At 65.0% G+C, this 11888-nt stretch carries 14 protein-coding genes and 2 pseudogenes; 11 read left to right on the forward strand and 5 right to left on the reverse strand.

Annotated features, from left to right (window positions below; translation table 11 throughout):
- Positions 1 to 96: 96 nt before the first annotated feature.
- The 5 genes and pseudogenes from LB551_RS03125 to LB551_RS03145 all read left to right on the forward strand — a co-directional run.
- Positions 97 to 744, forward strand: coding sequence for a glutathione S-transferase family protein (locus LB551_RS03125; protein ID WP_224658162.1), 648 nt, complete (start codon positions 97 to 99; stop codon positions 742 to 744).
- A 680-nt stretch (positions 745 to 1424) separates the two neighbouring features.
- On the forward strand, positions 1425 to 1808 hold the full coding sequence (locus LB551_RS03130) for a hypothetical protein (protein WP_224658163.1): 384 nt from the start codon (positions 1425 to 1427) through the stop codon (positions 1806 to 1808).
- On the forward strand, positions 1801 to 2196 hold the full coding sequence (locus tag LB551_RS03135) for a hypothetical protein (RefSeq protein ID WP_224658164.1): 396 nt from the start codon (positions 1801 to 1803) through the stop codon (positions 2194 to 2196). Before LB551_RS03130 ends, LB551_RS03135 begins: the two co-directional genes overlap by 8 nt.
- Positions 2153 to 2812: pseudogene (locus LB551_RS03140) on the forward strand (terminase large subunit domain-containing protein); the annotation flags it as partial. The gene LB551_RS03135 and the pseudogene LB551_RS03140, both read left to right, overlap by 44 nt.
- A gap of 285 nt (positions 2813 to 3097) precedes the next feature.
- Positions 3098 to 3847: pseudogene (locus LB551_RS03145) on the forward strand (terminase large subunit domain-containing protein); the annotation flags it as partial.
- A gap of 131 nt (positions 3848 to 3978) precedes the next feature.
- Here LB551_RS03145 and LB551_RS03150 read toward each other — a convergent pair.
- The gene (locus LB551_RS03150) at positions 3979 to 4350 is read right to left on the reverse strand and encodes a nuclear transport factor 2 family protein (protein ID WP_140516300.1); all 372 of its coding nucleotides are present in this window, start codon (positions 4348 to 4350) and stop codon (positions 3979 to 3981) included.
- Between the two features lie 148 nt (positions 4351 to 4498).
- Here LB551_RS03150 and LB551_RS03155 point away from each other — a divergent pair, with 148 nt between their 5' ends.
- Together LB551_RS03155 and LB551_RS03160 are read left to right on the forward strand one after the other, a co-directional pair.
- Positions 4499 to 5026, forward strand: a complete 528-nt coding sequence (locus LB551_RS03155; RefSeq protein WP_224658165.1) for a hypothetical protein — start codon at positions 4499 to 4501, stop codon at positions 5024 to 5026.
- Positions 5013 to 5162, forward strand: coding sequence for a hypothetical protein (locus tag LB551_RS03160; RefSeq protein WP_181172645.1), 150 nt, complete (start codon positions 5013 to 5015; stop codon positions 5160 to 5162). Before LB551_RS03155 ends, LB551_RS03160 begins: the two co-directional genes overlap by 14 nt.
- Positions 5163 to 5293: 131 nt before the next feature.
- On the opposite strand, the gene LB551_RS03165 is transcribed toward LB551_RS03160, so the two are convergent.
- Positions 5294 to 5908 carry a class I SAM-dependent methyltransferase gene (locus LB551_RS03165; RefSeq protein ID WP_224519113.1) on the reverse strand — a complete coding sequence of 205 codons (615 nt, stop codon included), beginning with the start codon at positions 5906 to 5908 and terminating at the stop codon, positions 5294 to 5296.
- A gap of 168 nt (positions 5909 to 6076) precedes the next feature.
- Here LB551_RS03165 and LB551_RS03170 point away from each other — a divergent pair, with 168 nt between their 5' ends.
- Positions 6077 to 7855 (forward strand): portal protein, encoded by a 1779-nt coding sequence (locus LB551_RS03170; protein ID WP_224658167.1) that lies wholly within the window; start codon positions 6077 to 6079, stop codon positions 7853 to 7855.
- Positions 7852 to 8175, forward strand: coding sequence for a hypothetical protein (locus LB551_RS03175; protein WP_224624412.1), 324 nt, complete (start codon positions 7852 to 7854; stop codon positions 8173 to 8175). Before LB551_RS03170 ends, LB551_RS03175 begins: the two co-directional genes overlap by 4 nt.
- Positions 8176 to 8309: 134 nt before the next feature.
- On the opposite strand, the gene LB551_RS03180 is transcribed toward LB551_RS03175, so the two are convergent.
- From LB551_RS03180 to LB551_RS03190, 3 genes are all read right to left on the reverse strand, one after another.
- Positions 8310 to 8624 carry a YMGG-like glycine zipper-containing protein gene (locus tag LB551_RS03180; protein WP_140553709.1) on the reverse strand — a complete coding sequence of 105 codons (315 nt, stop codon included), beginning with the start codon at positions 8622 to 8624 and terminating at the stop codon, positions 8310 to 8312.
- Positions 8625 to 8810: 186 nt separating this feature from the next.
- Positions 8811 to 9206, reverse strand: a complete 396-nt coding sequence (locus tag LB551_RS03185) for a type II toxin-antitoxin system HicB family antitoxin (RefSeq protein WP_224658168.1) — start codon at positions 9204 to 9206, stop codon at positions 8811 to 8813.
- 4 nt (positions 9207 to 9210) lie between these two features.
- On the reverse strand, positions 9211 to 9399 hold the full coding sequence (locus LB551_RS03190; RefSeq protein WP_140553713.1) for a type II toxin-antitoxin system HicA family toxin: 189 nt from the start codon (positions 9397 to 9399) through the stop codon (positions 9211 to 9213).
- Positions 9400 to 9662: 263 nt separating this feature from the next.
- On the opposite strand from LB551_RS03190, the gene LB551_RS03195 reads away from it, so the two are divergent.
- Positions 9663 to 10574, forward strand: coding sequence for a hypothetical protein (locus LB551_RS03195; protein ID WP_224658169.1), 912 nt, complete (start codon positions 9663 to 9665; stop codon positions 10572 to 10574).
- A 45-nt stretch (positions 10575 to 10619) separates the two neighbouring features.
- Complete coding sequence (locus LB551_RS03200; protein WP_224658170.1) at positions 10620 to 11609, forward strand: Coat protein; 990 nt, start codon at positions 10620 to 10622, stop codon at positions 11607 to 11609.
- Positions 11610 to 11888: the final 279 nt, after the last annotated feature.

Below are 11888 nucleotides of genomic sequence, written 5' to 3' on the forward strand. Positions count from 1 at the left end.
CCGGCAACGAAAATAGTTCAAGACCGGTGTCGGGCTGCCGCGGAGGCTTGTTCGTCATCGCCAGGAAGCCCAGGAAACAGGCAAGGAAGCGATGCGATGACAATCACCATCACGGCATTCAAACGCTCGCCCGATGGCGGCAAGGGACTGGCGCGCGACACGCGCGTTCGCTGGGCGCTCGAAGAAGTGGGCCAGCCCTACGAGGTTCGTCTTGTTTCCCATGCCGAGATGAAGGCGCCCGACCATCTGGCCATCCAGCCCTTCGGCCAGATCCCCACCTACGAGGACGGTTCGCTCTGCCTGTTCGAGACCGGCTCGATCGTCTTTCATCTTGCCGAGCGGTATCCGGGCCTGCTGCCGGAGGATCGCGACGCTCGCGCTCGAGCCATCACCTGGATGTTTGCGGCGCTCAACACCGTCGAGCTGCCGATCCTCGAACTGACGACGGCAAGACTATTCGAGGCCGACAAGCCCTGGAGCGCGGAGCGCCTGCCGTTGGTGAAGGACCGCGTTCGCGCCCGGCTGGACAGGCTCTCGGCCCATCTGGGCGGCGCCGACTGGCTCGACGGTGCGTTCAGCGCGGGCGATCTGTTGATGGTATCTGTGCTGCTGCGGCTCAGAATGTCGGGCATTCTGGACGAATATCAAAACCTGGCTGCCTATGTGGGCCGCGGCGAAGCCCGGCCCGCCTATGCCAGGGCGTTCGCCGCGCAATTCGCGGTCAATGCTCCATCACCCGACTGACCAAGCCGGGCGGGCGGGGAGGATCACGCTGGGACGGGCGGGATAGGATTTTTTTCTTAAAAGCTGTTGACGGGGTGAAGGCAACTATGCTATGTTTTTATCTATGGTGCTGAGTTGCGCCGATGACCCGCCCCCGAGGCGGGTTTTTGATTCTGGCGGGTGCTGTGCTCCAGGCCTGTTCAGGCCATGCCCACATTTCTTCTTCTGATCAATTCTTGGCCCTTCGCGATCTCCACAGTAAGGCTCCGGTTCGTAAGTGCGGCTGATCCTGCCTGACCATTTGCCGTGACGGCGGCGTTCGCTGCGCGGTGGGTGCCGAGGTCTATAAGGAATTTTTTCCTAAAAGCTGTTGACGGGGTGAAGGCAACTATGCTATGTTTCTATCTATGGTGCTGAGTTGCGCCGATGACCCGCCCCGAGGCGGGTTTTGTGTTTTTGGTTTTGCCCTTCTCCTCGAACGATGGCGCTCTACGGCGCCCCCCTCTGTCCTGCCGGACATCTCCCCCTCAAGTGGGGAGATTGGCAGCTTCAGCGTATCGCTCATTCCTGCAAAGCAGGAGATTGGCGACAGCGATAGCGACAGTCGATCTCCCCCCTCGTGGGGGAGATGTCCGGCAGGACAGAGGGGGGCGCGAAGGAATGCGACGTTTCGATCCTGACGATTATCTGCGAGAACAGCCATGCCACGCTATGCCACCATCATCACTGGGGATGACGGCCTCGAGGTCGTCAGCGCCATTGGCGAATTCGAGGGTGCGGCGCCGCGGCCGCGGCTGGGCCGGATCGAGCAGGTCGCGCCCGGCGTGCTGATCGGCATGGTGCGGGACGCGGCCGGCGGCTTCGCTTTCCCGCATCCGGCGATTCATAGCGGCGCCATCGGCCTCGCAATGGCGGGCCTGAAGGGCCTGCCGGGCACCGTGAAGCCTGCGGGGCGGCCGAAGGGCGCCAGGAAAGCCAGGAAGAAATCCGCTCGTTCGAAGAAGCGGGTCCGGTCGGTCAAGTCCGTGCCGTCGAAGGCCAAGGCCCGTGTCGATGCCGGCGAAGCGGTGACGGGCCATGGCTGACGAAACCGCCGCAGTGCCGGCGCGCGGCAAGGGGCGTAAGCCGGCCGCCGGCCGGAGCGCAGGCCGGGAGGCCGCGCCGGAGACCCGCCGCAAACGGACGAAGAAAACGCTGGGCGACGACTTTCTCGCCGCCGTGCGCGCCGATTTCCGCGCCCATGGCGCCGGCGTCATCGCCGAAGTGCGGGCCGACAAGCCGGACCAGTATCTGAAGATCGTGCTTTCGGTGCTGCCCAAGGATTTCGATGCCGCCGTCAACCATCTGGATGCCTTGAGCGATGAAGAGATCCGCCGCCGCATCCGCGCGCTCGAAGCCGCGGTCAAGCCGTTCCTCGAAGACATCGCCGATGGCGGCGAGGACGGAATATCTGGCGCTGCTGGCGGAGCTTGACCGCAGGCGCCGTACCAACCAGCTTGCCGCCTACCGGCCCTATGTCAGGCAGGCGGCGTTCCACGCCGCAGGCGCCGCCCACCGCGAGCGGCTGTTCATGGCCGGCAACCAGCTCGGCAAGACCCGCGCCGGCGGCGCCGAATGGGCCATGCACCTGACGGGCCGCTATCCCGCGTGGTGGCAAGGCAAGGTTTTCGATGCGCCCGTGCGGCTGTGGGCCGCCGGCGTCACCGGCGAGGGCACGCGCGACAATCCGCAGCGCGTGCTGGTCGGCCCGCCGCAGCGGCAGGCTGAATGGGGCACCGGCATGATCCCGGCCGATGCGATCGTCGACACAATGATGGGCCGTGGCGCGCCGGGCGCGCTCGACAGCGTCGTGGTGCGCCATGGCGGCGGCGGCGACGTGCAGGCCGGCGAGAGCGTGCTGTCGTTCAAGAGTTTCGAGAAGGGCCGCGAGAAATGGCAGGGCGAGACACTGCACGGCGTCTGGTTCGACGAGGAGCCGCCGCTCGACATCTATTCCGAGGGCCTGACCCGCACCAACGCCACCGGCGGCATCACCATCGTCACCTTCACGCCGCTGCTAGGCATGTCCGATGTGGTGCTGCTGTTCTTGAGCGCCGCGGAGGTGGAGGGGATGGGGAAGGGGTGATGGAGCGTGCCTTTCCTTCTCCCCTTGTGGGAGAAGGTGGCCTCGCGAAGCGAGGTCGGATGAGGGGTGTTCCAGGGAACGCCAACGCCTCACTCCGCTGGAACACCCCTCAACCGTCTCGGCGCTGCGCGCCGATCCACCTTCTCCCACAAGGGGAGAAGGCAAGAACCGTCGCGCCTGGCCGAAAACAACGCGTTTACACACCATATGGTCATCTGATCCCAAACCGATTCAGGATCCCCAATGTCCCGTCACGTCACCTTCATGACCATCGACGACGCCGAGCACTACACGCCGCAGGAGCGCGCGGCGATCGTTGCCGCCTATCCCGAACATGAGCGCGAGGCGCGGGCTCGCGGCATTCCGGTGCTGGGGTCCGGCCGCATCTTTCCGGTGGCGGAGGAGTTGATTGCCTGCGCGCCGTTCCGGCTGCCGCGCTACTGGCCGCGCATCGGAGCGCTCGATTTCGGCTGGGATCACCCTTCCGCCGCCGTCGAGCTCGCCTGGGATACGGAGGCCGATGTCGTCTATGTCGCCAAGGCCGCACGCGCCTCGCAGCAGACTCCCGCCATGCAGGCGCTGACCCTGAAACCCTGGGGCGAATGGCTGCCCTGGGCGTGGCCGCGCGACGGCCGCCGCGAGACGCTGGAAGGGGCGGGCACGGCGCTCGCCAAGCAATATGCCGCGCATGGGCTCAACATGCTGACCCGCCACGCGCAATTCCCCGACGGCTCTGTCTCGGTCGAGGCCGGGCTGATGGAGATGCTCGACCGCATGCAATCCGGCCGCTTCAAGGTGTTTTCGACGCTCGTCCCCTGGTTCGAGGAGTTCCGGCTCTACCATCGCAAGGACGGCCAGGTGGTGAAGCTGCGCGACGATTTGATGGCGGCGACCCGCTATGGGGTGATGATGCTGCGCGAGGCGATGGTGGATCCGGCGGAGTTCAGGGCGGCGAGGCGGGCGAAGGGGCAGAGCGACCCGCTGGGGGCGTTTCGGTAGGCTCGCCACATTTCGTCATTCTCGGGCAACGATCCCACCGTGACTTCGGAGCGTTGCGGCGGCGCAATTCTCGCTGAGTAAACGAGTGCTCCAGCGCCGGCCCGATAGCTCTCGCTGCGCTTGCCCTGCGCCTACTCCAGGATTTTCCAGTAAGAATCCTTGCGGATCACCTTGCCGTCGCGAAACGTGTAGAAGTCGCAACCCCGGACCTCCTTTTTCTCCCCCTCGCGTGTGGTGCCGGTGAGCGTCCATTTCGAGATGCCGGTATCGGCGGTCGAATCCACAAAATGTTCGGCGTTGCCGTAGTGGACATCGGGCAAGCCTTCAAAGCGTGTCGCCAGTGCTTTCCGTACGTTTGCCTTGCCCTCGAAACGAGAGCCCCAGGGCTTGCCTCCTCTCGGCATCTCCAGGATGCAGTCGTCGGAAAAGAACGCCATGATCCGATCGAGATCGTGCGCGTTGAAGGCCTCGCATAGTTGCGTCAGCGTCGATCGAATGTCCATTCGCCCGTCTCCCTTCAATTGGATGACCGATGTCTTGCTCCCGCATTCGATGGTCGAAGTAGGTCACCGGCTAGGAGACCGGTCAAGGGCGTGAATTCTTCACGCTGCACTCACATAGATGAACCTATCCCGGGGCTCTGGCATCCGCATGACCCTCCGCATCGTCCCCGCCACCCTGCGCGATCTCTCCTACATCGCCGCCAACCTTCGCCCCGAGGACCGGGCCGAGATCGACTGCCAGCTTGATTGCTGGTCGCCGGCGCTGCTGGCGCACACGGCGCTGCAGGGCTTTGCCTATGTGGCCGAGCTCGACGGCAATCCGGAGGCGGGCTTCGGTGCGGCCGAGCAGCGGAGCGGGCTTTGGATCGCCTGGAGTTGGGGCACGCGCCGCATGAGGCGTTGCGTGCCCGGAATTACGGAGTTCTTTCACGCTGTGCTCGGGCCGCAGGTTTCCGCCCGCGGCGCCTGGCGGGTCGAGGCGCGGGCGCTGGCCGGCAATGAACTGGCGCTGCGCTGGCTGGCAAGGCTCGGCGCTACGCGGCGCTGCCTGCTGCCCGGATATGGCAGGAACGGCGAAGATTTTTTCCTCTACGACTGGACAAGAGAAGGCTGGAACCATGTGTCTGTTTCAAAAACCACCGGAACTGAAGCCGCTGCCGGCAGTGCCGACGGCTGAGGACAAGGACGTGCAGGCGCGCGAAGCCGCACTTCGGGCTGAACTCGAACAGCGCCAGGGCACAGCGAGCACCATCAAGACCGATCTGGCGCCCGGCAGCCTCGCCGGCCAGCGCCGCGTGCTTCTGGGGATGTGACCATGACCGCAATGAAGCGCAGTTTCAGGAAGCGCGTGCTGGACTGGTGGTACTGGAGACGGCATGCAAGGTTGATGAAGCGGCGTGGCGGGTGAACGCTCTTCCTTCTCCCCTTGTGGGAGAAGGGAGGGTCACCCCTTCTTCGCGAACGCCCAGACCATCATCGGGTATTCCTCGTCGTTGCTAAGATCCCTCCACAGGCCGTAGGCGCGGACCGGGCCGCCTATGTGGGCGCGGGCGCAGGCCTTGTTGCCCCAGCCGAACGCCTGGACGTTGTCCTCGGCGAAGCCGCCATCGACCATCAACTGCTTCAGGCCGGCCGGCGTCCACCTGTTGTAGTCGTGCGGCCTGGCATGGACGCGAAACAGGAAGGGCGTCGCCACCATCGCCCAGCCGCCCTCGCGGGTCATGGCGTGGATGTTCCGCGCGGCCGCCTGCGGCCGCTGTACATGCTCCAGCACCTGATCGGCGATGACGATGGAGTATTGCTCGTCGGTGCGATCCTTGCAGATGTCGAAATCGGGGAAGTCGACCGAGCGATAGTTGGGGCACATCGCCTTCCAGTAGCGGTTCCAGCCGGGCGAGATCTCGATCACGTCGCGCGATTTGCGGTTGGCGGCCGTCAGGAAGGTGGTGAAGGCCTCGATCTGGCGGATGCGCAACCAGTTGCGGGAATCGTAGCCGATGAGCCGTTTAACGGTCCGTTTGCTCTGGTTCTTCAGGGCGGCAAGGCTTGTCGTCGTCACATCGACCTCCTGCAAAACCCCGCCGCGAGACGTTCCTAGATCAAGAACCGCGCAAAAGAATGACATCGTCGGCTGAAGCTGCCGATCTCCCCCTCGAGGGGGGAGATCGGCAGTTTCAGCGTCCCGACCTCCCTTCATAAGCTCTTCCTCAGCCAGCGAGTCCCCCTCATGACCAGCGATTCCCGTGCCCGCGATATTCTTTCCCGCCAGTCCGAACTCGAGAGCGAGCGCGCCGCCTACGAGCCCGTGTGGGAGGCGGTGGCGGAGTTTTGCGATCCCGATGCGCCCGATATCCGGTCCGGGCGCGGCGCCCGCCGCGGCGACAGCCAGGCCGAGCGGCAGGAGCGGCGCGGCGCCCGCGTCTATGCCAACACCATCAACTCGGCCGCCAACCGGCTGGCGGCGGGGCTCGAAAGCCTGATCATCCCGCAGTCGGAGAAATGGCACGGGCTGACCACCGCCGAGATGGACGACGAGGAGACCGACGAGGAAAAGGAATGGGCGGAAAACCTGCGCGACTTCCTGTTTTCGCTGCGCTACTCCGCCAATTCCAATTTCGTACCGGCGACGCAGGCCTGCCTGCGCAATGTCGTGCGCTACGGCCCGGCCTATCTCTATGCCGAGGAAGGGTTCGGTTCGACGCTGATCCGCTATGCCTCGATCCCGGTGGTGGAAGGCTATCTGTCGCGCAATCGCTGGGGCCAGGTCGACATCTTCCACCGCCGCTACGAACGCACCGCGCGCCAGGCGGCGCAGTTGCTCGGCTACGAAAAACTGCCGGCGCGTATCAGGACGCTGGTCGACGACCCCGCCAAATGCGAGGAGAAGATCGCGCTCATCCAGTGCATTCAGCCGCGCGACGAGCGCCGCATGTACCGATCGGGCGGAAGCTACCGCTATCTCGACGCCGCCTTTGCCTCCTACCACGTCATCGAGGACGAGGAGGAGATCGTGCGCGAGAGCGGTTTTCGCACCTTCCCGGTGTCGGCCTTCAACTGGCGCCGCTACGAGGGCGACGCCTACGGCATCTCGCCGACCATCGAAGCCCTGACGACCGTGCGCGAGGAAAACGCGGTACGCCGCTCGGGCCTGCGCGCGCTCCAGCAGATCACCGATCCGCCGACGGCGTCGAAGGCCAGGCTCGACTATGTGCCGGTGCTCAATCCGGGCGAGAATTATCCGGGCCTCATCGACGACAATGGAAGGCCGCTGATCGCGCCGATCACCACCGGACAGAACCCGAGCTACGCCTTCGACTATGCGGCCAGCCGGGCTGAGGAGATCCGCGACATGATGTTCGTCAATCTGTTCCAGACCCTGGTGCAGAACCCGCAGATGACCGCCACCGAGGCGCTGATCCGCCAGGAGGAGAAGGGCGCGCTGCTCGGGCCGTCGGGCTCGATCATCCAGGCGGGCTTTGCCACCAATCTCGACCGCGAGCTCGGCATATTGGAGGACAAGGGCCTCTATGACGAGGACAGCCGCTTCCTGCCGCCGGCGAGCCTGGCGGGCAAGGCGGTGCGGCCGACCTTCACCGGTCCGCTCGATGTCTTGCGCCGCTCGGCGGAAGCGCGCGACACCATCCAGCTGGTGACCACGGCCATGCAGATGGCGCAGTTCGACCCCGATGTGATGGACAATATCGACAGCGACGAGGCGCTCCGCGTCGTGCAGAGCGCGGGCCGCAGCCCGCAGCGCATCTTCCGCCGCAAGGACGAGGTGACGGGCCTGCGCGACACGAGGGCCAAGGCCAGCCAGGCGCAGGCCGGCATGGCGGCGCTCGCCACTGCCGGCAAGGTGGCCAAGGACGCCGTGCCGGCGGCCGTGCAGGCGCGCGAAAGCGGCCTGCTCGAGGGTTTGCAAGGCATGCTGGGGGGCGGCGGGGCCGGTGGCTTGGCACCCGATGCCGGCGCCCAGGGCGCGATGCCGGCCGGACAGCGCCCATGAGCCGCAAACGCTTCGCCCATGCGTCGCAAAACGGCGGCCCCGCCAAGGCGCGCGAGGCGCTCGCCAAGGCCTATCTGCGCGTCTTTTCCGGCGAGGACGGCGAAATGGTGCTGGCCGATCTCGCGGCGACGGTCGGCTATTTCAGGCGACCCTCATACGGCGAGTGGATGGCGCGCACCAGGACGCCCAACGGCTTCGAGCTGCACAGCGCGCTCAGCAACGCACGCGCCGAAGTGGTGCAGCACATTATGGGTTTCCTGACGCTGGACGAGGCGCAGCTCGTGGCGCTGGAGAAGGCGGCGAGGGCGGAGGAGAGGTGAGGCGCTGAAGCCGCCGATCTCCCCCTTGTTCAAGGTTCGGCGACTATCGAGGTCGGCGCTCTACGGCGCCCCCCTCTGTCCTGCCGGACATCTCCCCCACAAGGGGGGAGATTGGCGGTCTGGCCGCCGGTGATTCAATAATTGCCGTTGTAGTACCGGTCGTCGCAAGGCGCGGTGTAGATGCGGCCGCGGCGGTCCTGGTAGCGGCAGAGCTGTTCGCCGCGGCGCTGCGGAGTGGTGGCCGAGCCGACGACGGCGCCGAGCAGCGCGCCGCTGGCCGCGCCGATGACAGTGCTCTTGGTGTTGCCGCCGATGGCCTGGCCGACGAGGGCGCCGCCGGCGCCGCCGATCAGCGCACCGGTTCCGGCCCGCTGCTGGCCTTCCGTCTGCGCGCAGCCCGCCAGCGCGGCGGTCATCAAAACGGCGGCTATGGCTTTGTGAATGTTCATGTGACGTCTCCCTTGAAGATCTGAGATCCCTATCGATCGCCAAGTGCGGCCGCATTGCGGCGGAACGGCGGCACAGGCTCTCACGATATAAGACATGGTTTCTCGGGTGTTGATGGACCGAGGACGCGAAACACCTCTTTCGAACAAGGCGCTAGCACCGCTTCCTGGCAAAATGATTCAGCCGGCCTATGCCGCCTCGATAATCTTCCTGGCGGCGGCGGTCAGAAATCCGGAACGGCTGTAGCCGTGTCGTCTTGCATATTCGTCAATCTCGCTGAGGACATCTTCGGGAATGGTGACGTTGACCCGTACCACCCTCGTTGTCTCGATCTTCAGAGGGATCAGAACGGCAACGCCGGTAAGATTATCCTTGTCCGCCATCACTTGCTCGAGCGACGAGGGCTCGGGAATGGCCTCGCCATCCTCGACCAGACCATCGACATGAAAGGCGAGCGCTTCCTGCGCCATGGCACGGGCGTCGTCCAGTGTCGTGCCGGCAGTCACCACGCCGGGAAAATCGGGGAAAGAGACGCCGAAATCGCTGTCTGCTTCCTTGTGTATCAGTCCGATATATTGGCGCATCTCTCTACCTCAACTTGAGACCGGATTGCTTTTCGATGCTCTTCAGCGTGCCGATCGGGACATCCCGTTTGGGATGCGGAACCGTAACCCGACCCGGCTTGGTCGTGTGCTTGAACTGAGCATGACTGCCTTTTCGAGCCACTTCGAACCACCCATCGGCGGTCAATCTGACGATGATGTCGGAGCTCTTCATGTTGTGTATGGATACACACAGTTCAAGTCTCTGTCGATAGAGATCGCGCTGCCTGTCCCCGCCAGCCTTTCCGTCAAAGTCAGCGCGGATCGATGAAGGCGCCTTGTAGGTAAACGCGAACGCCGAGTTTCTTCGCGCCCCCTGTGTCCTGCCCGTCCTCCGCTGCAGCTGCGGAGGGTGGACCGGACACCTCCCCCCTCGTGGGGGAGATTGGCAGCCTTGCCGCCGGCCCATTTTCTAACCCCTTACAAAGGAACCATCACATGACAGATCTGGCAAACGCCGGGTCCGTGGCTGCCTCGTCGCAGCCGGCGGGCAACCCGGAACGGCCTCCGGCAGGCGCGGACAACGGGTCCGCCGCGCCTGCCGCCAAAAGTTGGTTTGACGGTCTTTCCGAAGGCAACCGCAAGCTTGCTGAAGCCAAGGGCTGGACCAAGCCTGAAAGCCTCGATCGGGTTTTCACATCCTATGCGGAGCTGGAGCGGCGGCAAGGCGAAAGCCTGCGCGTTCCAGCCAGGGACGCGCCGAAGGAAGACTGGGACAAATTCCATGCCCGGCTGCCCGAGGCGATGCGTCCGCTGACATCGCCCGAAAAGGTCGAATACCGGCGGCCGGAAGGCTTGCCGGAAGACTTCGCCTATTCGGACGAACTCGCCAATGCGTCCAAGGCCTGGGCGGTCGAAGCGGGTGCTTCGCCGAAGATCGCCCAAGCCTATCATGACAGGTTCGTCGGCTACATGGCCGAGCAGGCGGCGGCCCAGCAGGCAGCGCTCGCCCGCTCGGTCGAAGCCACCCATGACGATCTTGTCAGGGACTGGGGACCGACCGACAGCGACGGCTTTCGCCAGAAGCTGGAGGTCGCCAACCGGGCGATGAAGAAGCTCGGCCTGGTCGATGCCTACAAGCAGAAGGGCATCCTTCTGCCGGACGGCGCCCTGACCGATCCGCAGATCGCCAGGGCCTTCCAGGCGATCGGCGAGGCGATGTTCCGCGAAGACACGATCGACGCCGACGCGGCGCCGCGGGGGCAAAATCCCTTCCGGCGCAACGCCGCCGGCGAGCGCAACGTTTCGGCGATTTCAGCCCTTGTCAAAAGCGACCCTCAACGCGCCCGGCGGCTGGCCAGGGAAGCGGGCGAAAACCCGGATCTCTGGATGCCGAACAACCCCCTCTGATCCCGACGCATCAGCCGCCGATCAACCTCTCAAAGGAAAGACAAAATGGCAGACGCCTATACCCGTATCGCGGACGCGATCGTTCCGTCCGTTTATGCCCAATACGCTTTCGAGGAACATGTCCAGTCGCTCGAAATCTACCAGGCCGGCATCCTGTTTTCCGATCCGGCCATCTCGTCCAAACTGTCGATGGGCGGCCGTTCCGTCGACATGCCCGGCTGGAAGGATCTCGGCAACGACCCGTCCGAGCCGGTCAATGACGATCCGGCCGATTCCATCGAGATGAAGAAGATCGGCTCGCGCCGCGAGGTCGCCGCCCGCAACGTCCGCGCCCAGGCCTGGGGCGTTCCCGACCTGACGTCGATCCTGGCCGGCGACGATCCGCAGAAGCTGATCGTCAAGCGGCAGACCGAGTACTGGCAGCGCGCCAACAAGCTGACCCTGCTCGGCATGCTCAAAGGCGTCGTCGCCGACAATCTGGCCAATGACGGCGGCGACCTGGTGCGCGCCACCGGCGCCTCCATCGTCGACACCGACATCATCGAGGCGGCCTACCTTATGGGCGACCGCGCCGACAAGTTCCGCACCCTGTGGATGCATTCCAAGCAGATGAAGGCGCTGAAGCTCGCCGATCTCATCGACTATGTGCCGTCCTCGCAGCAGGGCGGGCCGCTCATCCCCTACTATATGGGGCTGCGCTGCGTGGTCGACGACGACATTCCGCAGGCGGGCGGCGTCTACACCGCGTTCATGTTCAAGGACAAGGCGATCCTGTGGAACGAGCTGCCCGTCAACACCGAAGGCGGGCCGCTGGAGTTCGACCGCAAGCCCCGCCAGGGCCATGGCGGCGGGGTGACGGAAATGGTCGGCCGCCGGCATTTCGTGCCGCACGTTCCCGGCACGCGCTTCCTCGACGCCTCCACCGCCGGCGAATTTGCCACCGATGCGGAGCTGGCGCTGGCGGCGAACTGGGACCGCACGGCGTCGAGCGTGAAAAACATGACCTTCATCGCGCTGAAGACGACGGAAGCGTAGGCGCGCTTCCTCGCCCCGCGAACGCAGTGGCGAGGAGCACAAGTGCTGCAAGGCCGGCGGGACAGCGCCCCCCTCTGTCCTGCCGGACATCTCCCCCACAAGGGGGGAGATCGCTGTCACGCCGGCCTTCGCTGATCTCCACCGTTGCAAGAATGTGCGCTGGCGCTCGAACCGCCAATCTCCCCCCTCGTGGGGGAGATGTCCGGCAGGACAGAGGGGGGCGCCGTAGGGCGCCAGCCGAAGCGATTTGCACTCCACAACCCATCACCACGAGGCGCT

Source organism: Mesorhizobium sp. BR1-1-2 (assembly GCF_020165435.1).
GTDB lineage: Bacteria > Pseudomonadota > Alphaproteobacteria > Rhizobiales > Rhizobiaceae > Mesorhizobium.

What these genes read in the sequence shown, in the direction of transcription:
- LB551_RS03200 (WP_224658170.1), top strand. Translation starts at nt 10,620, where the DNA reads ATGGCAGACGCCTATACCCGTATCGCGGACGCGATCGTTCCGTCCGTT.
- LB551_RS03170 (WP_224658167.1), top strand. Translation starts at nt 6,077, where the DNA reads ATGACCAGCGATTCCCGTGCCCGCGATATTCTTTCCCGCCAGTCCGAA.
- LB551_RS03175 (WP_224624412.1), top strand. Translation starts at nt 7,852, where the DNA reads ATGAGCCGCAAACGCTTCGCCCATGCGTCGCAAAACGGCGGCCCCGCC.
- LB551_RS03150 (WP_140516300.1), bottom strand. Translation starts at nt 4,350, where the DNA reads ATGGACATTCGATCGACGCTGACGCAACTATGCGAGGCCTTCAACGCG.
- LB551_RS03180 (WP_140553709.1), bottom strand. Translation starts at nt 8,624, where the DNA reads ATGAACATTCACAAAGCCATAGCCGCCGTTTTGATGACCGCCGCGCTG.
- LB551_RS03125 (WP_224658162.1), top strand. Translation starts at nt 97, where the DNA reads ATGACAATCACCATCACGGCATTCAAACGCTCGCCCGATGGCGGCAAG.
- LB551_RS03155 (WP_224658165.1), top strand. Translation starts at nt 4,499, where the DNA reads ATGACCCTCCGCATCGTCCCCGCCACCCTGCGCGATCTCTCCTACATC.
- LB551_RS03130 (WP_224658163.1), top strand. Translation starts at nt 1,425, where the DNA reads ATGCCACGCTATGCCACCATCATCACTGGGGATGACGGCCTCGAGGTC.
- LB551_RS03190 (WP_140553713.1), bottom strand. Translation starts at nt 9,399, where the DNA reads ATGAAGAGCTCCGACATCATCGTCAGATTGACCGCCGATGGGTGGTTC.
- LB551_RS03135 (WP_224658164.1), top strand. Translation starts at nt 1,801, where the DNA reads ATGGCTGACGAAACCGCCGCAGTGCCGGCGCGCGGCAAGGGGCGTAAG.
- LB551_RS03185 (WP_224658168.1), bottom strand. Translation starts at nt 9,206, where the DNA reads ATGCGCCAATATATCGGACTGATACACAAGGAAGCAGACAGCGATTTC.
- LB551_RS03195 (WP_224658169.1), top strand. Translation starts at nt 9,663, where the DNA reads ATGACAGATCTGGCAAACGCCGGGTCCGTGGCTGCCTCGTCGCAGCCG.